This is a genomic window from Pseudochrobactrum kiredjianiae, from assembly GCF_030362795.1.
GTDB classification, from domain to species: Bacteria; Pseudomonadota; Alphaproteobacteria; order Rhizobiales; family Rhizobiaceae; genus Pseudochrobactrum; species Pseudochrobactrum kiredjianiae.
This window is the reverse complement of record NZ_JAUCBM010000001.1, coordinates 346,961-365,501: the sequence shown is the minus strand read 5'-3', so window position 1 is coordinate 365,501 and position 18,541 is coordinate 346,961. Positions and strand designations below refer to the sequence as shown.

21 protein-coding genes are annotated in these 18,541 nt (G+C 49.9%); 12 read left to right on the top strand and 9 right to left on the bottom strand.

What is annotated here, in order from left to right; translation table 11 throughout:
- Window positions 1–105 precede the first annotated feature (105 nt).
- Window positions 106–597 carry a low molecular weight protein-tyrosine-phosphatase gene (locus tag QUF18_RS01725; protein WP_289384701.1) on the bottom strand — a complete coding sequence of 164 codons (492 nt, stop codon included), beginning with the start codon at window positions 595–597 and terminating at the stop codon, window positions 106–108.
- A gap of 208 nt (window positions 598–805) precedes the next feature.
- Here QUF18_RS01725 and QUF18_RS01720 point away from each other — a divergent pair, with 208 nt between their 5' ends.
- The 5 genes from QUF18_RS01720 (at window position 806) to QUF18_RS01700 (ending at window position 4,471) form a co-directional block, all read left to right on the top strand.
- Complete coding sequence (locus tag QUF18_RS01720) at window positions 806–1,099, top strand: 4a-hydroxytetrahydrobiopterin dehydratase (RefSeq protein ID WP_289384700.1); 294 nt, start codon at window positions 806–808, stop codon at window positions 1,097–1,099.
- 71 nt (window positions 1,100–1,170) lie between these two features.
- Window positions 1,171–1,563 carry a YkvA family protein gene (locus QUF18_RS01715; protein WP_289384699.1) on the top strand — a complete coding sequence of 131 codons (393 nt, stop codon included), beginning with the start codon at window positions 1,171–1,173 and terminating at the stop codon, window positions 1,561–1,563.
- 299 nt (window positions 1,564–1,862) lie between these two features.
- Entirely contained in the window at window positions 1,863–2,366 is a 504-nt protein-coding gene (locus QUF18_RS01710) for an invasion associated locus B family protein (RefSeq protein ID WP_289384698.1), read from the top strand.
- Between the two features lie 382 nt (window positions 2,367–2,748).
- Window positions 2,749–3,987, top strand: coding sequence for a dual-specificity RNA methyltransferase RlmN (gene rlmN, locus QUF18_RS01705; RefSeq protein ID WP_289384697.1), 1,239 nt, complete (start codon window positions 2,749–2,751; stop codon window positions 3,985–3,987).
- Between the two features lie 13 nt (window positions 3,988–4,000).
- Window positions 4,001–4,471 (top strand): hypothetical protein, encoded by a 471-nt coding sequence (locus tag QUF18_RS01700; RefSeq protein WP_289384696.1) that lies wholly within the window; start codon window positions 4,001–4,003, stop codon window positions 4,469–4,471.
- Between the two features lie 114 nt (window positions 4,472–4,585).
- On the opposite strand, the gene QUF18_RS01695 is transcribed toward QUF18_RS01700, so the two are convergent.
- Window positions 4,586–5,245 (bottom strand): LysE family translocator, encoded by a 660-nt coding sequence (locus QUF18_RS01695; protein WP_289384695.1) that lies wholly within the window; start codon window positions 5,243–5,245, stop codon window positions 4,586–4,588.
- A 221-nt stretch (window positions 5,246–5,466) separates the two neighbouring features.
- Between QUF18_RS01695 and QUF18_RS01690 the strand changes: the two genes are divergently transcribed.
- Window positions 5,467–6,687 carry an argininosuccinate synthase gene (locus tag QUF18_RS01690; RefSeq protein ID WP_289384694.1) on the top strand — a complete coding sequence of 407 codons (1,221 nt, stop codon included), beginning with the start codon at window positions 5,467–5,469 and terminating at the stop codon, window positions 6,685–6,687.
- A 313-nt stretch (window positions 6,688–7,000) separates the two neighbouring features.
- Here the strand turns inward: QUF18_RS01690 and trhA are convergent, their stop codons facing one another.
- From trhA to QUF18_RS01665, 5 genes are all read right to left on the bottom strand, one after another.
- Window positions 7,001–7,642, bottom strand: a complete 642-nt coding sequence (gene trhA, locus QUF18_RS01685; RefSeq protein WP_374806445.1) for a PAQR family membrane homeostasis protein TrhA — start codon at window positions 7,640–7,642, stop codon at window positions 7,001–7,003.
- 190 nt (window positions 7,643–7,832) lie between these two features.
- The gene (locus QUF18_RS01680; protein WP_289384693.1) at window positions 7,833–8,837 is read right to left on the bottom strand and encodes a lytic transglycosylase domain-containing protein; all 1,005 of its coding nucleotides are present in this window, start codon (window positions 8,835–8,837) and stop codon (window positions 7,833–7,835) included.
- Window positions 8,837–9,025 (bottom strand): hypothetical protein, encoded by a 189-nt coding sequence (locus tag QUF18_RS01675; protein WP_289384692.1) that lies wholly within the window; start codon window positions 9,023–9,025, stop codon window positions 8,837–8,839. Before QUF18_RS01675 ends, QUF18_RS01680 begins: the two co-directional genes overlap by 1 nt.
- Before the next feature lie 234 nt (window positions 9,026–9,259).
- A complete protein-coding gene (locus QUF18_RS01670) occupies window positions 9,260–9,952 on the bottom strand; it encodes a fumarylacetoacetate hydrolase family protein (protein ID WP_289384691.1) in 693 nt (230 codons plus the stop codon).
- 53 nt (window positions 9,953–10,005) lie between these two features.
- Window positions 10,006–10,653 carry a nucleoside triphosphate hydrolase gene (locus QUF18_RS01665; protein ID WP_289384690.1) on the bottom strand — a complete coding sequence of 216 codons (648 nt, stop codon included), beginning with the start codon at window positions 10,651–10,653 and terminating at the stop codon, window positions 10,006–10,008.
- Window positions 10,654–11,029: 376 nt separating this feature from the next.
- On the opposite strand from QUF18_RS01665, the gene QUF18_RS01660 reads away from it, so the two are divergent.
- Both QUF18_RS01660 and QUF18_RS01655 read left to right on the top strand, forming a co-directional pair.
- Entirely contained in the window at window positions 11,030–12,661 is a 1,632-nt protein-coding gene (locus QUF18_RS01660) for an alpha-D-glucose phosphate-specific phosphoglucomutase (protein ID WP_289384689.1), read from the top strand.
- A 104-nt stretch (window positions 12,662–12,765) separates the two neighbouring features.
- Window positions 12,766–13,197: a GNAT family N-acetyltransferase gene (locus tag QUF18_RS01655; protein ID WP_289384688.1), complete on the top strand. Its 432-nt coding sequence runs from the start codon at window positions 12,766–12,768 to the stop codon at window positions 13,195–13,197.
- 65 nt (window positions 13,198–13,262) lie between these two features.
- Here QUF18_RS01655 and QUF18_RS01650 read toward each other — a convergent pair whose 3' ends face one another.
- Window positions 13,263–14,429, bottom strand: coding sequence for an Mrp/NBP35 family ATP-binding protein (locus QUF18_RS01650; RefSeq protein ID WP_289384687.1), 1,167 nt, complete (start codon window positions 14,427–14,429; stop codon window positions 13,263–13,265).
- Between the two features lie 251 nt (window positions 14,430–14,680).
- Here QUF18_RS01650 and QUF18_RS01645 point away from each other — a divergent pair, with 251 nt between their 5' ends.
- The 4 genes from QUF18_RS01645 (at window position 14,681) to QUF18_RS01630 (ending at window position 17,622) form a co-directional block, all read left to right on the top strand.
- Window positions 14,681–15,115, top strand: coding sequence for a DUF2946 family protein (locus QUF18_RS01645; RefSeq protein WP_289384685.1), 435 nt, complete (start codon window positions 14,681–14,683; stop codon window positions 15,113–15,115).
- 216 nt (window positions 15,116–15,331) lie between these two features.
- Window positions 15,332–16,336, top strand: coding sequence for a DUF1775 domain-containing protein (locus tag QUF18_RS01640; RefSeq protein WP_374806446.1), 1,005 nt, complete (start codon window positions 15,332–15,334; stop codon window positions 16,334–16,336).
- Between the two features lie 484 nt (window positions 16,337–16,820).
- The gene (locus QUF18_RS01635; protein WP_289384682.1) at window positions 16,821–17,327 is read left to right on the top strand and encodes a hypothetical protein; all 507 of its coding nucleotides are present in this window, start codon (window positions 16,821–16,823) and stop codon (window positions 17,325–17,327) included.
- Window positions 17,328–17,427: 100 nt separating this feature from the next.
- Window positions 17,428–17,622, top strand: coding sequence for a hypothetical protein (locus QUF18_RS01630; protein WP_289384680.1), 195 nt, complete (start codon window positions 17,428–17,430; stop codon window positions 17,620–17,622).
- 122 nt (window positions 17,623–17,744) lie between these two features.
- Here the strand turns inward: QUF18_RS01630 and QUF18_RS01625 are convergent, their stop codons facing one another.
- Window positions 17,745–18,458: a L,D-transpeptidase gene (locus QUF18_RS01625; RefSeq protein WP_289384676.1), complete on the bottom strand. Its 714-nt coding sequence runs from the start codon at window positions 18,456–18,458 to the stop codon at window positions 17,745–17,747.
- Between the last annotated feature and the right edge of the window lie 83 nt (window positions 18,459–18,541).

Here is an 18,541-nt window from a genome sequence, read left to right as displayed (position 1 = left end):
CGGCTCCTTAGTAATAAAACAGCGGCAGAGTAATCTGCCGCTATCGCACTTAAGAAAGTCTATCGGCTAGCGCCGCATTATTTTAATCTATCGGCTAGCGCCTTGTTATTTTAATCTGTCGGCTAACGCCTCAGCTGCCTCACGAACCATCTCATAGACCCGTTCGAAATCTTCCGTATCACCATAATACGGGTCAGGAATTTCCTCACCCCGATCTGCTGTATGACCATCAAGGCCATCACGCGCGACAGCCGTAAACAGACCGGTCACGGCAGAACTTCCACAAGGTGCAAGGCGGTTGATTGTCATCAGATTATTCTGATCCATGCCCAAAATCAGATCAAAACGGCTGAAATCTTCATCAATCAGCTGGCGACAGCGCTGTTTTGAAATATCGATACCATTTTGCTTACCAACGGCCACAGATCGTTCATCCGGCGCTTCACCGGTATGATAACCATTGGTGCCGGCAGAATCGATCAGGAACTCCCGTTGCGGAAAACGCTCCTGCACCACAGCGCGCATAACACCTTCAGCCAAGGGAGAACGGCAAATATTCCCAAGGCAGATGAAAAGAATTGAAAATGGCTGCGGCATACATTCCCCCGGCATTCAAAATATAAAACACACCAGCGCTAAGGCAGGTATGTTTTCAGTTTATGCAATCATTGAATCAAGATTGGTTCTGATACAGGTACAAATATAAAATGTGACATGAACCGAAACTGTACAAAAAACAAGTTACGGTAATTTAATGCAGTCTCGTGGTATATTTTCACGTCGTTCTATTTCAGGAGTCCTCCCTATGTCTCGCATACCCCTCACCCGCGAAGAAATCACGACTAGTTTATCTGGCCTCACCGGCTGGGAATTATCTGAAGATCACAAATCAATCCGTAAGGATTTCAAATTCCGTGATTTCACTGCAGCCTTTGCTTTTATGACCCGCCTTGCTCTGGCAGCGGAAAAACTCGACCACCATCCGGAATGGTTCAATGTTTATAATAAAGTTGAAATAACCCTGACCACCCATTCTGCCAAAGGCCTGACAGTGCTGGATATGCGCATGGCACAGCTTGCCAATGAATATGCAGGCTAACAGCGCTCAATCTCCGCATATCTTGTAAACCAGCAGCAACTGCACCATCTGTATTCCCATGAGGATCTGCTATGGATGATGTCAAAATAGGTGAAATTTTGCAGCCGGGCACCGAGCGCGAACAGGAAAGTCGTGCGCGTCGTGTCCGTAAACATTTTTGGAAAACCCTGAAAAAAGCCGCAGGCCGGATACCTTTTACGGAAGATTTGGTGGCCTCCTATTATTGTGCCCTTGATCCTAAAACGCCTAAGCGTGTGCGTGCGATACTGCTTGCCGCACTTGCTTATTTCGTGCTGCCGTTTGATTTTGTACCGGATCTGCTGGTTGGCATCGGCTTTACCGATGATATGGCCGTGCTCATGGCAGCGCTGGCCTCTGTGCGCAGACATATTACGCCGGCACATTATGCCGCTGCACGGCACGCTTTGAGCCAAAATCCGGATACTGAACAGCAAGAACTCTGATTGCTGTGCAATCGGTAGAGTCAGCCGGCACGGTTGCACTGTCCCTGATTTCAAAGAAGTCAGAATCAAAAATCTCACGGACAAACTATCGCCGCTTTCCTGATGCTGAAGTCGCGGATAAGGGCTGATGAATGAGAATTTCTGCATATTGTGCAGAAAAACTACTCCTTTATCTCAAAACTTCACGGTTTGGTAACCCAGATTAAGTCAAATTAAGACAAACAAGCGGGGCGTGCTTTAAACGGCATGTTTCCCGAATTTTGAGTTTGAAGCAAAACGAAAGAGAACCGGTAGGACCTATGCTTGGAAAATCGATCGTCGCGGCTTCTGTGTTCACAATGGCTATGGCAGGCAGTGCGCTTGCCCAGTCTCCGAGCCAGATCAGCCAGTTCAACGCCTGGGGCGCATACAGCTATCAGTCGGGCAACGGTAAAGTATGCTATGTCCTGTCTGTCCCGACCCAGAAACAGCCTGCATCTGTTGACCACGGAGATAATTTCTTCCTCGTCAGTCAGAAGCCAGGCCAGAATGTATCTTTTGAGCCGCAATTTATGGCTGGCTATGAGCTGCAGGCCAATACAAAAGTCGTCGTCACTATCGGCAATGCGCGCTTTAACATGTTTACCAACGGCAAATCCGGCTGGATGGAAAACGCTGCGGAAGAGCCTAAGCTGATTGCTGCTATGCGCGGCGGCTCTGACATGGTTGTGAATGCTGCATCAAAACGCGGCACAAAAACCACTTATACCTATTCCCTCAAAGGTATTTCAGCAGCGCTCGCTGCTATTCAAAAATGCCGCTAAAGCGGGCTGGCCAAAAAATGCCTCTAAAGCGGGCTGGCCAAAAAATGCCTCTAAAGCGGGCTGGTCAGAAAATGTCTCTAAAGCAGGCTGGCCAAAAAATGCCTCTAAAGCGGTAGCCAATCTGAAAAGTTTAAAAGCCGGATTCATGTCCGGCTTTTTGCATTTCTGAAACAAAGACAAAAAAGTCGCAAACCACAGCTCTTGATAAAAGCGTGACGTAGCGCCATTTCCATGCTATGAGGCCGTACTTCAGGGTGTTTTTCGGCCTCAAGGTGAAAACAGCCCCCCGTAAATCATGCAACAGTGCCGTTCTATCAGTTTCAAATCAGGGCTTGTCGTCCTTCTGATGCGGCTATGCAATTGTGAGCCTTAAGTAAAACCGATGTCTATTTCTTATGACCTTACCACGCCTCAGACCCGCGATGCACTGGCTGCCAATGCCCGTGCAATGCTGGCACCAAAGCCGACACTGATCGGGCTTTCCCGTGAGGAACTGGGTGAGGTTCTGCTGGAAGCAGGCATAGCCCCTAAACAGGTTAAAATGCGCATCGCGCAAATCTGGCATTGGCTCTATGTGCGCGGTGTTTCGGATTTTGCCGATATGGCCAATATCTCCAAAGATCTCCGCGCAGCTCTGACCAAAGACTATACAATTGCCCGTCCGGAAGTTGTGGAAGAGCAAATCTCCACCGACGGCACACGCAAATGGCTGTTTCGCTTTCCACCGCGTGGTGCCGGTCGTCCGGTTGAAATCGAATGTGTTTATATCCCGGAAGAAGGCCGTGGCACGCTGTGCATTTCCTCTCAGGTCGGCTGTACCCTTACTTGTTCTTTCTGCCATACCGGCACCCAGAAACTGGTACGCAACCTGACAGCTGAAGAAATTCTCTCGCAGCTTCTTACCGCCCGCGACCGGCTTGGTGATTTCCCTGAAGCCAACACACCCGATGGTGCGATTGTACCTGCGGAAGGCCGCAAGATCACCAACATCGTGATGATGGGCATGGGTGAGCCGCTTTATAATTTCGAAGAAGTGAAAAAGGCATTGCTCATTGCCTCCGATGGTGATGGCCTGTCTCTTTCAAAACGCCGTATCACGCTTTCCACTTCCGGTGTTGTGCCTGAAATCTACCGCACCGGTGAAGAAATCGGCGTTATGCTGGCGATCTCGCTCCATGCGGTGCGCGATGATCTGCGCGACATGCTGGTGCCGATCAACAAGAAATACCCGCTGGAAGAGCTGATTAAAGCCTGTCGCGCTTATCCGAGCCTGTCGAATGCCAAGCGTATCACCTTTGAATATGTGATGCTCAAAGACGTCAATGACAGTCTGGATGATGCTAAGAAACTGGTACAGCTGCTCAAAGGCATTCCGGCCAAGATCAACCTCATTCCTTTCAACCCGTGGCCGGGCACCAACTACCAGTGTTCGGATTGGGAACAGATTGAACGCTTTGCTGACTATGTGAATGCAGCAGGCTATGCATCCCCGATCCGCACACCACGCGGCCGCGATATTCTCGCAGCCTGTGGTCAGCTGAAATCGGAATCCGAGCGTATGCGCAAAACCGAACGTCTGGCTTTTGAAGCCATGATGATTGCCAATCACGGCGAAGATTAAGAGCAATTATCATATGGATAAATGCCTGCAACTGATCGGCCGGTTCACAGTCATTCTTTTTGGCTATGGCTGTGCCGTTCTGGCTGCAGGCTTTTTGCTTAATGTGCTGCTTCTGGCAACCATCGGCTTCTTGCCGGATATTATCAATGATGGTTTTGAATATGGCTTCGGCGCAGGGTTGTTTGTTGCCACACCGTTCATGGCCATTATTGTCGGCTATCTCGCCTTCTGGCCTGCTCTCATACTCATCGCAAGCGGTGAATACTTCAACAAGCGCGACAGCTTGTTTTATAGTCTTGGCGGCATGATCTCCGGTATTATACTCTTCGTTGCAGGCTTTGAGCCGGATGTAAAAAACGTCGATGAAGCAGTGATGCTGATGAGCATTGCTGCTGCCGGTATTACCGGCGGTTTCGTCTACTGGCTGGTATCTGGGCGCTGGACGAATATGGTTTCCGGCAAAAAGACACCGGAAACCAAATAACTTTTCTTTAGAGCATTTCGCGTATAAATTGAATCATTCGAAATGCTCTATCTTTTTATTTTACGCATGTCTTTTCCCCAAAATCGGTATCCACTTTTGGGATACATGCTGCGATTACTTGCCTTCGGCCAGCAGAATTTTCAATGCGAAAACCGAAAAAACACCGGCAAAAATATAATCCACCCAGCGCGTAACCGTCGGATTTTTCTTCAAAAGACCGGCAAACTTATCGGCAGCCAAAATCATTGGCACCACCACCGGCAAGCTCAGCGGAATGAAAGACAGGCCGAGGAAGAACAGCTTTCCCGGAGCATGCGGATCATGCGCAGAAACGAATTGCGGCAAGAATGTCATATTGAACAAGATGATTTTCGGGTTCAGCAGATTAATCCCTAAGCCCGTTGCCCAGTTCTGAAACATCGTGTGTTTTTTACCGCTGCCTTTTTCCGGCGAGAAGGCTGAGCCTTTGCGCAGAGCCTGCACTGCCAAAAACACCAGATAACCGGCACCAACAACTTTCAGCACCCAGAAGGCACTTGGTGATGCGATAATCAGCGCAGACAAACCAATCGCCACCATTGTCGTATGGATAACAATGCCGCTGGAAGCACCAGCCAGACAGGCGAAGCCGGCAGCCCGGCCTTCCGACAAAGCGCGCCCGACGAACAATGTCATATCAGGGCCCGGTGTAATCGACAGGATAAAAGTGGCAATGGCGAACTGAACCAATACCGGCCAGTCTGGTATAAAAGTCAGAGTATCTAAAAATGACATGGATGCGCCCCGAAGAGGTTAAGTTTGGCCAAACTAACGCAGATATTTATTCTCTGAAACTGCTTTCATGCTTAGCCGTGTAAATTTTCACTTCATACCAACTTCTACAATAAGACGTCTTGCTTCGCCTTATTGAGATGATAAAAGAAAAGGCAGAATTTTTGCCCGCAGCGATGCGGAAAACTCTCAGATGCCGTACCGGCACGTACTGGATGCATAAAATGAACAACTGGAAAGACGTTAAAAAAGTCGTGCTCGCCTATTCCGGCGGCCTCGATACTTCAATCATTCTGAAATGGCTGCAGACTGAGCTCAATGCTGAGGTTGTTACCTTTACGGCTGATCTTGGTCAGGGTGAAGAGCTGGAACCGGCACGCAAAAAAGCTGAAATGCTCGGCATTAAAGAAATCTTCGTTGAAGATGTGCGTGAAGAATTCGTCCGCGATTTCGTTTTCCCGATGTTCCGCGCCAATGCTGTTTATGAAGGCGTTTACCTGCTCGGCACCTCGATTGCCCGCCCATTAATCTCCAAGCACCTTATCGAGATTGCTAAAAAGACCGGTGCTGATGCGATTGCGCATGGCGCAACCGGTAAAGGTAACGATCAGGTTCGTTTCGAACTGTCTGCCTATGCGCTCAATCCTGACATCAAGATCATCGCTCCTTGGCGCGACTGGTCGTTCAAGAGCCGTACAGACCTGCTCGACTTTGCTGAAAAACACCAGATCCCAGTGGCAAAAGACAAGATGGGCGAAGCGCCATTCTCCGTTGATGCCAACCTGCTGCATTCTTCTTCAGAAGGTAAAGTGCTGGAAGATCCGGCTGTTGAAGCTCCTGAATATGTGCATATGCGCACGATTTCGCCGGAAGCTGCGCCGGACAAAGCCACCATCATCAAAGTCGGCTTTGAGCGCGGTGATGCAGTTTCGATCAATGGCGTACGCATGTCGCCTGCCACATTGCTGGCCGCACTCAATGATTACGGCCGCGACAATGGTATCGGTCGTCTTGACCTCGTTGAAAACCGTTTCGTTGGCATGAAATCCCGCGGTGTTTATGAAACACCGGGCGGCACCATCCTGCTGGCAGCACATCGTGCGATTGAAAGCATTACGCTGGATCGCGGTGCAGCGCATCTTAAAGATGAACTGATGCCACGCTATGCGGAACTGATCTATTATGGCTTCTGGTATTCGCCGGAACGTGAAATGTTGCAGGCTGCAATCGATCTCAGCCAGCGTCACGTTGAAGGTGAAGTGACACTGAAGCTCTACAAGGGCAATGTGATTGTTACCGGCCGTGAAAGCGATAAGTCGCTCTATTCCGACAAGCTGGTGACATTTGAAGATGATCACGGCGCATATGACCAGAAAGATGCTGCGGGCTTCATCAAGCTCAATGCACTGCGTCTGCGCACACTGGCAGCCCGCAACCGCGGCTAATCAGGTCAGCTAATCTATAAAAAATCAAAACAGCCGGAGTGATCCGGCTGTTTTTTTATGACTATTTCCAAAGCAGGTTATGTTCAGATTGAATCATAGCGCTTGCTCTAGTTTCTTTTGTTTGTCGCATTATCCCGGACTGTCCAAGTTGATCCAAATTAACTGTGAAATGCTCTAAATAGCGCGACGTGAATTTTGGTTATGGCGTGGCGAAAATGGTGATTTTCGAGAACCGGAGCGGAATGTACTCTAAGGTACATGAGCACCGGATCGGAGGAAATTGCCATTTGCAGACCGCCAGAGCCGAAATTCTCTAGTGAACGGCGAGAAAGACGGCACCGTAGTGGAGACTAGCCCCTGCTACGACAAAGCCGTGCCAAATTGCGTTTTGGAAGCGCAGACGCTCCCAGACATGGAAGATAACGCCGAGCGAATAAATAATGCCGCCTGCTGCGATCAGCATCACGACCGGCATGGACAGAAACTGCAACAACTGATCATAGATCAGCACGCCGCTCCAGCCGAGTGCCAGATAGAGCAGAATTGCCAAGCGGTCAAAACGACCGGGCATTGTCAGTTTCAGCGCAATACCACAGAAGGCAATCAGCCAGACTAAGCTCAAATGCCAGCCAGCCCCCTCGCCCATCTTCATAATAAAGGGCGTATAGGTTCCGGCAATCAGCACATAGATCATCGAGTGATCGAAACGGCGGAGAAACTGTTTCACCGGTGAAACCGGCCAGATATTATAAATTGCTGAAATCGTCAGCGTGGCCACGAGACTCAAAACATAGATCAGCGGCGAAATCTGTCCGGCGAAATACCACAACATCGCTGCGGCACCGCCAATGGCCAGCGCCACACCAACAACATGGACAATGCCATCTGCCCATAATTCCGCGCTGTCATAAAGACGCGCAACAGAGGCTTCTGCTTTTTGTAAAATCTGGTTCACGTTCAACAACCTGCGCAATATCTGCATGACTGAATAACTTAGATCAAAAACATCATGCGCCAGATTGATTATAAATTCATGACGACAAAATGACCGTGCTGTAACAACAGCACACCTAAGTCAGGTCGCAATAAAAAACCGCCCGTTTCACAAGGAAGCGGGCGGTTTTGAAACTTATAAAACTGTCGGATCAGCGTTGGCTGAAATCGCGCTTATTCGGTTGCACGCGTGCGGATTTTTTCGCTTTAGCAACGGATTGCGTGGTCATCGGATCGGTCTGCGCAACATTAGCGACCGTTGCGGGTGCAGTCTGACCCGGCTCAATGAAAGCGGTGCGAATTGAATCCGGCCCTTTACGCAATCCGGTTTCTTCCAAAAGCCCCTGACGCTTGGCATCATAATAATAGCCACGGGCATAGAGCCTGACAGCCTGCGTTTCATTGCCGCCAGCAACTTTATAGGCACCGGCAAGATATTTAACCGCATAGCGCAGATTGGTATTGGCGTTGAGCAAGCCTTGCGCATTGCCTTGATAACCCATGCCGCGTGCAGTCGCATGGCTGATTTGCATCAGACCGAAATACGGGCCGTTGCGTGCAATCGGGTTATAACGGCTCTCACGTTGTACAACGCGGTGTACCAGACGTTCCGGCACCTGATAGGCCGCAGCATATTGTCCGATCAGATTATGCAGTTCCGGTTTGCTGTTTGAGGCAATCTCGGCACGCTGCTCAACCAGATGATTGGCCGTACCGGATTTGGTAACACCGGTATATTTCACTTCACCCGGTGTATTATGGCCATCGGCAGACAAAGACGGCGTAGCGGTTGCGATCAAAGCTTCAGTCGCGGTCTGGCGGAACATTGGTAATGGCACAGCAGCAGGCAGAACAGGATCCGCACTTTCTGTCGTCGCAAGTGCAACGACCTGTGCTGCATTACCATTTTCTGCCGCATAGGCAGAAGCGGCAATTGTTGCGCCTTTAGCGCTGCCATCCGGATTGGCATCAATCGTGGCAGCCTCTGCAGGTGCTCCGACGGCTTTCGCCATATCAGCTACAGCAGCATCAACAGCCGGTGTTGCAGTTGCTGTTCCGGCCGTTTTAGGGCCATTATTGGTCGTGGTGCAGGCAGAAAGCGCAACGGCACCGGACAGCAGAAGAACAGAGCGAAATGCCAAAACAGAAAGTCGCATCAGACACCCAAATCGCTGTTGAGACGTTTTTCCAACTCAACCAGATCTTCCGGCAAGGGCAGACCACTGGCGCGCATTGTATTGAGCTTTTCACGAATGGTTTCAGCCAGTTCGTGCGTATCTTCCGGCTGGTTGACCATCTGCTCAAACAGCAAAGCGATTTCTGCTTTGATCTCTTCGAATGCCATCGGGCGATCCTTTTTGTTGTCTTCGCTTGCAGACAGAATAAATCGTCTTTTACAAACGTAAGCAGCGATCCGTCAGGGCGCATTGATTAAACGCAAGCCAGCTTTCGTATCGCTCATGCAGTCAAAAGTCGTCACAAAGTCCCGAAGAATGAGGACCCTGTCTCATGGTTGGTTAATAGTTACAGAGATTCCGCCCATGAGACCAGCCTGAAAATGCAGCAAGCGCTAAAACAATCAGACAACTTTTGTTGTCAAATGTCCGATAGCGTCAACACCACCTTCGAGAACATCACCACGGGCAACCGGTCCGACACCCGCAGGCGTGCCGGTAAAGATCAGATCACCGGCCTGCAATTCATAAAGAGTGGACAATACAGCAATGGTTTCCGGTATTGACCAGATCAGCTGGTTAATATCGCCTTCCTGAACTGTTTTTCCATTAATTTTCAGCCAGATAGCGCCTGAGTTCGGATGACCGATACGGCTTACAGGCACCAATGCAGAGCATGGGGCAGACTGTTCAAAAGCCTTGCCTGTTTCCCATGGACGGCCTTGCTTTTTAGCCAGTCCCTGCAGATCGCGCCGCGTCATATCAAGACCAACCGCATAGCCGTAAATATGGTCATTGGCCTCGGCAGCCGGAATGTTTTTTCCGCCTTTATGAAGGGCAACAACCAGCTCAATTTCATGATGCACATCATTAGACAGCGGCGGATAAGGGAAATTGCCGCCATCTGCCACCAGATTATCCGGATTTTTCTGGAAGAAAAACGGCGGTTCGCGATCCGGATCATGTCCCATTTCCCGCGCATGGTCTGCATAATTGCGCCCGACGCAATAGATACGGTGAACAGGAAAGCGCTGATCGCTCCCCTCAATCGGGAGTGTAACCGGCGGGTGCGCAGGAAAGATCAGCTTATCGGACATCTGTATTCTCTTAAATTTTGAATTCGTGAATAACAGAAACCTACAGGAAAGTTTTAATCCTGCAAGATAAAGTCTGCGGGATAAGACTGCCGGGTGACCGTCAGCGCATTGGGAATATCATTGGAAAGGGAGCGATTTCTCGCAGCGTCCATATCCGCTCCGTGATCCAGCCAACGCTGAATAAGACGCTGTTCCAGCGTGGCAAAAGGCACATCCAGAAAAAGGCTCAGATCAAAATATTGCCGCAGATCGCGCCAGACCGGCTGATCCAGCAGCACATAATTGCCCTCTACCAGCAATATCCGATGTTGTGACGTTACCAAAGCCGCGCTTGCGCGCGCCAAATCCTGTGAGCGATCAAAAACCGGAATGGCGATATCACCGCTCTCCTGTTTCAGGCGCGAAAGCAGAACCCTGAACCCTGCCGCATCAAAAGTATGCGGCGCGCCTTTACGCGCCCTATCACCACGGGCATCGAGAATGGCATTATCATAATGAAAGCCGTCCATCGGCACGACAACGCACAATTCTGAAGCCGACAGAGTATTGATTTCAGCGCAGAGCGCTTCGGCTAATGTTGATTTTCCGGCAGCGGGCGCACCAGCTATTGCAACAATAAACCGTGTCGGTCTCTTTGCTGCTCTTGAAGCCAGAATTTTAGCAGCCAATTCTGCGCGTTTTAACACCGGTGCCTCAGTCATCCCGCCGCCAATCTCTCATTATCCGGTATCTCTTTGAAAAAAGAGAGTTGTTACAGCTGTTCCAGTTAATACTGACTTGTCGGAACCGCTGTAACCATTTGTTTTTGCGCATTATCCGACGCATCACAGCAGGAAAAGAAATCAGTCCGGCGAACTGATTTCCCTGCGGAGGCACTTCGCACTTTTAGCTCACACATTCTTTAAACACATAGAATAAAGCTGTCTTACCAAATTTGAACAATAAACCGGTTATTCTATGAAATCATTTACGCATGTTTCACACGACTGCCTATAATATCCGTTAAAAATGCAACTTGTTTATTCCATGTGCATTTATCTTTTACGAGAGCCTTCTTTGTCGGGACAGAGCCAGACCATGACTGTTAAAATCATCAGTACCACGCCTTTTACAGATCAAAAGCCCGGCACTTCCGGTCTGCGTAAAAAAGTGACCGTATTTGCGCAGGATCATTATGCCGAGAATTTCATCCAGTCGACTTTTGACAGTCTGGAGAATTTTCAGGGCAAAACACTGGTGCTGGGCGGTGACGGCCGTTACCTTAATCGCAAAGTCATCCAGAGTGTCATCAAGATTGCAGCAGCCAATGGTTTTGGCCGTATTCTTGTAGGCAAAGGCGGCATTACCTCAACGCCTGCGGCTTCCAATCTGATCCGTCAGAATAAGGCTTTTGGCGGTATTATTCTTTCTGCCAGCCACAATGCAGGCGGACCGCAGGGCGATTTTGGGATCAAATTCAATATCAGTAATGGCGGCCCTGCACCGGAAAAGCTGACCGAAGCGATTTTTGAACATTCCAAAACCATCACCCAATATAAAATTGCTGATTGCGCTGATATCGATATTGATACGCTCGGCACGCATCAGATCGGTGATACGGTAGTGGAGATCATTGATCCGGTTAAAGATTATGCCGCATTGATGGAAGGCCTGTTTGACTTTGCCGCCATCCGCAATCTGCTGCAATCAGGCTTCACCATGCGCTTTGATGCCATGCATGCGGTGACCGGCCCCTATGCGACAGAGATTTTTGAAAAGCGTCTTGGCGCCAAAGCCGGCAGCGTTTTCAATGCAGTCCCGCTTGAAGACTTCGGCGGTCATCACCCTGATCCGAATATTGTCTATGCGCATGAGCTTTATGAAGAGCTGATGTCCGATCATGCACCGGATTTCGGCGCAGCATCGGATGGTGACGGCGACCGCAATCTGATTATCGGCAAGGGCATGTATATTGCCCCGTCAGATTCTCTGGCTGTGCTGGCTGCCAATGCCCATCTGGCTCCGGCCTATAGCAAAGGCATTGCCGGTATTGCCCGCTCCATGCCAACCAGCTGTGCTGCTGATCGTGTAGCGGAAAAGCTGAAGATCGGCATGCATGAAACACCGACCGGCTGGAAATTCTTTGGCAATCTACTGGATACCGGTCTTGTTACTATTTGCGGCGAAGAAAGTGCCGGAACCGGCTCTGACCATGTGCGCGAAAAAGACGGATTGTGGGCAGTTCTGTTATGGCTGAATATTCTGGCCGTACGCAAACAGTCTGTCGCCGAGATTATGCATGAACATTGGCAGACCTATGGCCGCAATTATTATTCCCGTCATGACTATGAGGAAGTTGCTTCCGATGGCGCCAATGCACTGATGGATGCATTACGTGCAAAACTGCCTGCTCTTAAAGGCACAGCTGTGCAGGGCATGGTTGTAGAAGCAGCTGATGATTTTGCCTATCATGATCCGGTCGATCATTCGATCAGCAAACATCAGGGTATCCGTATTCTGTTTGAGGGCGGTTCCCGTTTAGTGGTGCGGCTGTCCGGCACCGGCACAGCAGGCGCAACCATCCGCATCTATCTGGAGCGCTATGAAGCCGACAGCAGCAAACATGATCTGGAAACGCAAAGCGCACTCACATCGCAGATCGCAGCAGCAGCTGAGCTTACGGAGATCACCCGCTATACCGGCCGTGAAAAACCAAGCGTTATTACCTGATTGTTGTGTCTGAGCAAAATTGTGATTGTATAAAGCAGAGGCTTGACGGATAAGTTGTTCTTTTTTTGTTTCCTGTCAATTTAACAAAACTGAAAGAGCAACTTATGTCCGATGAAAATCCGATCCTTATTACGACAGATGCGCCAGACAAGGAAATAATCGATATAATTTCGGCGGGCTTAAACAGCTTTAATGATGAAATTATAGGCATAAATGACCGGCACCCTCTTGCGGTTATCGCCAAAGATCCCGCGACCGGAGAAATTCTGGGTGGCTTAACAGGCAGAACATCACTAGGGCTGTTATTTCTCGATCTTTTTTATATTCCTGCAGCGCATCGAGGATCAGGTCTCGGCAGTCGCATTCTGCAAATGGCCGAAGAAGAAGGCCGTAAACGCGGCTGTAAGTCTGCAGTACTTTATACGATCAGTTTTCAGGCGCCGGGTTTTTATGAGCGAAACGGATGGCGCAGGTTTGGTGAAATCCCCTGCAAGCCAGAAGGAACGAGCCGGATTTTCATGGCCAAAGACCTGTAAACTACTCAGCAATACTCATAATAGAAAGGCCTGCATTGCAGGCCTTTTTTTAATTTCATCATCTGTTATTCAAACACGATCTTTGGCGCAGCGCGGGTTGAGCCACCGCTGACCTGAGACCAAACTTTCGCAGCAATATCACGATAGATTTGGGCATGCGGGCTATCCGGTTCCTTAACCGTAATCGGCATACCTGCATCCGACAATTCGCGGATTTGCATATCCAGCGGCACAGCGCCGAGGAAAGGTACATTCAGCCGCTCAGCCTCGCGCTGCGCACCGCCATGACCAAAAATATCATAGCGTTTGCCAGTATCCGGCGCGATGAAATAGCTCATATTCTCAACAATGCCGAGCAGCGGCACATTGACCTTGTTAAACATATTCAAGCCTTTACGGGCATCAATCAGTGCCAGATCCTGTGGTGTTGAAACAATCACCGCACCGGCCAGCGGCACCTGCTGCGCCATGGTCAGCTGTGCATCGCCGGTGCCCGGCGGCATATCCACGACCATCACGTCGAGATTACCCCATTCCACTTCTCGCATCATCTGATTGAGCGCCGACATCACCATCGGGCCACGCCAGATCATCGGGGTTTCTTCTTCTACCAGAAAGCCCATCGACATGACTTTGAGGCCGTAATTGCTCATCGGCTTCATGATACGGCCATTGACCGTTTCCGGTCTGCCGGAAATGCCAAGCAGACGCGGCATGGACGGGCCGTAAATATCGGCATCAAGAATACCGACTTTAAGCCCGAGCGCCTGAAGCCCGACCGCAATATTGACCGAAGTGGTGGATTTGCCCACGCCACCCTTGCCTGAAGCAACGGCGATAATCTTACCCACCCCCGGAATGCCCGGTTTTGCCTGTGGCTGCGGTGCGGCATGCGCATGTGCTGCAGGGCGTGGCTGCGGTGCCGGCGGCGAAACCGGTTTTGGGCGGCTCTGCGGAGCGTCATCGCTGGTGCGACCGCCTTTGCGTTCGGCCGTTAAAGTGACCAGCGCACCGGCCACACCCGGAATATCCTTCACCAGTTTCTCTGCCCGCAGACGCAACGGCTCCATCGCCTGCGCACGATCAGAAGGAACGGTGATAGAAAAGAAGACTTTATTATCAGCGATGAAAATATCGGAAACCAACCCGAGGCTGACAACATCACCTTCAAAATCCGGTCCTGTGACCTGTTTCAGCTGAGCCAGTACCACGTCTTTCGTGATCTGTGACATGTCTCACACCCCGTCGCAAAATCTGTTCATTATCGCCGGAACAACAGGTTACCCTGCAACCAGCATTTCCTGTAGCATCGTTAAATGATTTTCCCTTTAAGAGAAAGTTATCTTCACCGCTTTCTGCGTAAACCTCTGTGACATCGTGAGGCATACCCACTGCATCTCCGGTGAACGCCTAGCAAAGCTCTTTCTTTCCGGTCAATCTCACGGTAAAAAGGCATAAAATATTTCATGGCATATATTGGCGGATGATGGTTCAGACAACGAAAAACAAACAAGTATGGATACGCATTTTATGCGTATTGGCGCTTGTTTTGTTGTCTTTTGCCCATAAGCCGGTTGATGTCAGTGCGCCGCTGCTGCAAATGACCATGAAGAGCGGCACAGCAGCTGATCCGGTTTTCATCCGTTATGAAACAATGCCGGATGGCAGTATTGTTTCAATCTGCGTTTCTGAAAATAGCGCCGCATCTGACCAGCATCACAAGAGCCACAATATGATGGCTGATTGTGAGGCCTGCCGTATCTCAGCAGGTTTTGCACTGGTGATGCCGCCCGCTACCGGCGGCCCTGTCGTTACCAAAGATACGAGCGACAGCGTCAGACGTACGGCTTATGTTCTGCCCCGCGCCCGCGATTATCCGCCCGCTGCCCCGCCGCAAGCACCACCTCTCCTTGCCTGATTAGATCATAATTCCTTAAACCTGGATCAGTTTAAGGTAAAATTATGCTCTCATTTGAAAGTGTTAGAGCGACTTTTGTGTGCCAAGTATGGCACGCCGCGCTCTAGAACCCGCGTATCTCTGATATCGAGATTGATCTGTCATACGCGTTCGCACGTTCCAGACTTCCGGCTGCACAAATGCGGCACAGAAAGTCTGATCTTTGCAAGGAATATAATGATGAAAACGATTTTTACTCCGCTCTGCGTCTCTGCCCTTATCCTCGGCACAGCCGGACTGGCACAGGCACATGTTTCGCTTGCAACACCGCAAGCCGCTGCCGAAAGCTCTTATAAAGCTGTTCTCAAAATCCCGCATGGTTGTGGCGCTGCTGCAACCACACAGGTCAGCGTTAAAATTCCGGAAGGCTTTATCGCGGCACAACCGCAGTTAAAAGCCGGTTGGGACATTGAAACTGTCAAATCCGATTATCAGCACAGCTACAAACTTTACGGCAAAGACGTAAAGAACGGCGTGACTGAAATCATCTGGAAAGGTGGCAAACTGCCAAGCGATTTCTATGATGAATTTGCTTTTGTCGGCAAGCTTGCCTCTTTTGATAAGGACACCGCTTTGTCCTTCCCGACTGTGCAGACCTGCGAAGATGGCAAAACAGAAAACTGGACGGATATTGCTGCTGAAGGCCAGAACCCGCATGATCTAAAAAACCCTGCACCGCAGCTGAATGTGACAGTTGCTGCTGCCGATCATTCAGCGCATGACGGCCATGGCACCCACGATATGCATGGCGATAAAGCAGTTGATGCCGTGACCGTAGGCGATCTGTCGCTTTCCAAGGCGCATAGCGTTGCAACAATTCCGAACGCTCGTGTGGCCGGTGGTTATGTTGTCATCACCAACAATGGCAAAGAAGATGACCGCCTGATCGGTGGTAAGACTGATGCTGCCGGTAAATTGGAAATTCATGAAATGTCCATGAAGGACAATATCATGAAAATGCGCAAGCTGAGCGAACCACTGACCATTCCTGCCGGTCAGACCGTGACACTGGCACCGACCGGCTTCCATATTATGTTTATGGATCTGGCCAAGCCGTTCAAAGAAGGTGAAGCAGTCAATGTGGAACTGGAATTTGAAAAAGCAGGAAAGGTTAATTTATCGTTTCACGTGAATCCGGCTAAGGGTTCGAACGATAAAGCTGGTGCGCACAGCCATCACTAAGGGCTGATTCTGGTTGTTGTTCCTCACGCAGGCTCTGTTTCACATCAAATGCGTGAGGCGCGACGTCGCAGAGAGATAAAATCAGGCCGGAATGCACTGCAATCCGGCCTCCTGCGACAATCAAGCAAAATCTGTACGGTTTCATATAGATAGCTTGCGTTTTTAGATTTATAACTTGAGTAAAATAGTCTGGAATTATTCTAAGCTATTGAATTAAGAACATTTTTCTAAAAAATCCGTGGAAATTAGGTTTGACAATCAACCATTTTCACCGGCATATTCCATTCGTCAGAGCAGAGAGGGAGCGTTCCCCCAGCTCGTGGCAATAAATTCAACCTTTGATGTTTGGGCCTTGAACCCGCTCTATTGGAGGACCTATGTTTGGTCAGGCACTCTACCGCCCAAGGGTGGTACTCTCGTCGCGCCCGCAGCCGCGACGCATATTCATCGCTCTTTCGCGTCCGTTGCAGTCAGGACGTCAGCTATGAATATGCAGGTAACAAATCTCTTTGAAACATCCAGCCATTATTTCGAGCGACAGGCTGAAAAGCTGGTGCTTGAAGGCTACCGCCACTGGACGGCCGGTTTTGAAACCGGATCAGTTATTCCGTGGGAAATGGCCTGGACAGTTTACACGCAGGAACTTGGTCTTGATAAAGCCAAGCGTGCGGTGACCGAACTTTCCCACTTCATCCGCACCCTGCATTTTTGCGCAGCTTGTCAGCTCAAAGCCTTTCCTTACGGTTCGATGCATATCTGCCGCGAAGAATGCCTGCTGATGGGACTGATCTCTGCTTTGCAGAATGGCGACGACACAACCCGTGATGTCTGCCTTGATGCACTAGTTTGCAGCAGCCGTATCGCGGAAGTCAAAAAGGCCGCGCAGGATTATGCGCAGACTATGACCGATCTGGATCAGGTACTGCTGCCAATCCCGCATTATGCCGTTGCCTGTGTTCTCTCACCGGCTGGCTACAAAACATTTCACTGATGTGAAAACCGCAGAGGTTTTCATAACTTTACCATGATTTCAGCCCATAGAGCCGGGCGAGCGCTCGCAAGCCAAGGGCAAAACGAACAGGACTAAAACCATGAATGCAAAAACTGAAAAGCGCTTAGGAATTATGGCTGCATTTCTGCTCACAGCAGCGATCTTTGTTGCGCCGAACCCAATCCAGCAACAACAGAAATTTCATTTTCTCAGCATGACTGAGGAAGCCGTGAAAAATGTGCCGGGTCTGGTTGTCGTGGCACAGAACAGCCAGACAAATCAGGCTATTCACTAACCTTATTTATTTCAGACGCTCTTTTTATAATTCATTTCTATATTCATTGCTGTCCTCCCAAGACAACAAAAAAGCCGCGTTGAAAAGCGCGGCTTTTGTCTTTTTATCTTCAAGGCAAAGTATCAGGCCTGAACTACGATCGGTGCTTTACCCTGCACGCGATCATACAAATCAATAATGTCCTGATTCATCAAACGCACACAGCCCGATGACATGGCTTGCCCGATCGACCACCATTCCGGATTGCCGTGAATACGGTAGCCGGTATCAACGCCATTGCGGAAAATATAAAATGCCCGCGCACCAAGCGGATTTGTCGGCCCCGGTTCCTGACCATTGCGGTATTTTTCCAGTTCTGGCTGACGCTTGATCATTTCCGGCGGTGGTGTCCAGCGCGGCCATTGCTTTTTATACTGCACATTGGCGCGGCCTGACCACTCAAAGCCTGCCCGCCCGACGCCGATGCCATAACGCATAGCCTCACCGCCCGGCAGAACCAGATAAAGAAAACGCTCATTCAGCCGGACAACAATGGTGCCCGGTGCCTCACCGGTCGGATCGGGTACGATCTGACGGCGAAACTGTTTCGGCACTTTTTCATAAGGAATAGCGGGCAGCGCATATCCATTCTCATGAACAGCCGCATACATCACCTCATTACTGGTGACGCCCTTATCAACGCTGATTTGCGGGCGCATAACGCTGCCCGTAGATGACATATCAATATCCGGCTGGAATGCCGACATATCCAGAGACTGGGAACAGCCTGCAAGACCAAAGGCACCAATACCGGTCAGAAAAATGCGACGGTTCAACCTATCACCCTGCTTTGCCATACTCAGTGCGACCTTAAATTTGTTTGAGGTCAAGATTGTGCGCCCGCATAGTTGAGATTCCATTAATCCCGAGTGTCGTTGGT

Excerpts from the sequence above, each read along its gene's own strand:
- QUF18_RS01655 (WP_289384688.1), top strand. The coding sequence starts at position 12,766 with ATGTCCGATGAAAATCCGATCCTTATTACGACAGATGCGCCAGACAAG.
- QUF18_RS01630 (WP_289384680.1), top strand. The coding sequence starts at position 17,428 with ATGAATGCAAAAACTGAAAAGCGCTTAGGAATTATGGCTGCATTTCTG.
- QUF18_RS01720 (WP_289384700.1), top strand. The coding sequence starts at position 806 with ATGTCTCGCATACCCCTCACCCGCGAAGAAATCACGACTAGTTTATCT.
- QUF18_RS01645 (WP_289384685.1), top strand. The coding sequence starts at position 14,681 with ATGATGGTTCAGACAACGAAAAACAAACAAGTATGGATACGCATTTTA.
- QUF18_RS01715 (WP_289384699.1), top strand. The coding sequence starts at position 1,171 with ATGGATGATGTCAAAATAGGTGAAATTTTGCAGCCGGGCACCGAGCGC.
- QUF18_RS01650 (WP_289384687.1), bottom strand. The coding sequence starts at position 14,429 with ATGTCACAGATCACGAAAGACGTGGTACTGGCTCAGCTGAAACAGGTC.
- QUF18_RS01635 (WP_289384682.1), top strand. The coding sequence starts at position 16,821 with ATGAATATGCAGGTAACAAATCTCTTTGAAACATCCAGCCATTATTTC.
- QUF18_RS01725 (WP_289384701.1), bottom strand. The coding sequence starts at position 597 with ATGCCGCAGCCATTTTCAATTCTTTTCATCTGCCTTGGGAATATTTGC.
- QUF18_RS01625 (WP_289384676.1), bottom strand. The coding sequence starts at position 18,458 with ATGGCAAAGCAGGGTGATAGGTTGAACCGTCGCATTTTTCTGACCGGT.
- QUF18_RS01700 (WP_289384696.1), top strand. The coding sequence starts at position 4,001 with ATGGATAAATGCCTGCAACTGATCGGCCGGTTCACAGTCATTCTTTTT.
- QUF18_RS01660 (WP_289384689.1), top strand. The coding sequence starts at position 11,030 with ATGACTGTTAAAATCATCAGTACCACGCCTTTTACAGATCAAAAGCCC.
- QUF18_RS01690 (WP_289384694.1), top strand. The coding sequence starts at position 5,467 with ATGAACAACTGGAAAGACGTTAAAAAAGTCGTGCTCGCCTATTCCGGC.
- QUF18_RS01640 (WP_374806446.1), top strand. The coding sequence starts at position 15,332 with ATGATGAAAACGATTTTTACTCCGCTCTGCGTCTCTGCCCTTATCCTC.
- rlmN (WP_289384697.1), top strand. The coding sequence starts at position 2,749 with ATGTCTATTTCTTATGACCTTACCACGCCTCAGACCCGCGATGCACTG.
- QUF18_RS01670 (WP_289384691.1), bottom strand. The coding sequence starts at position 9,952 with ATGTCCGATAAGCTGATCTTTCCTGCGCACCCGCCGGTTACACTCCCG.
- QUF18_RS01710 (WP_289384698.1), top strand. The coding sequence starts at position 1,863 with ATGCTTGGAAAATCGATCGTCGCGGCTTCTGTGTTCACAATGGCTATG.
- QUF18_RS01665 (WP_289384690.1), bottom strand. The coding sequence starts at position 10,653 with ATGACTGAGGCACCGGTGTTAAAACGCGCAGAATTGGCTGCTAAAATT.
- QUF18_RS01680 (WP_289384693.1), bottom strand. The coding sequence starts at position 8,837 with ATGCGACTTTCTGTTTTGGCATTTCGCTCTGTTCTTCTGCTGTCCGGT.
- QUF18_RS01695 (WP_289384695.1), bottom strand. The coding sequence starts at position 5,245 with ATGTCATTTTTAGATACTCTGACTTTTATACCAGACTGGCCGGTATTG.
- QUF18_RS01675 (WP_289384692.1), bottom strand. The coding sequence starts at position 9,025 with ATGGCATTCGAAGAGATCAAAGCAGAAATCGCTTTGCTGTTTGAGCAG.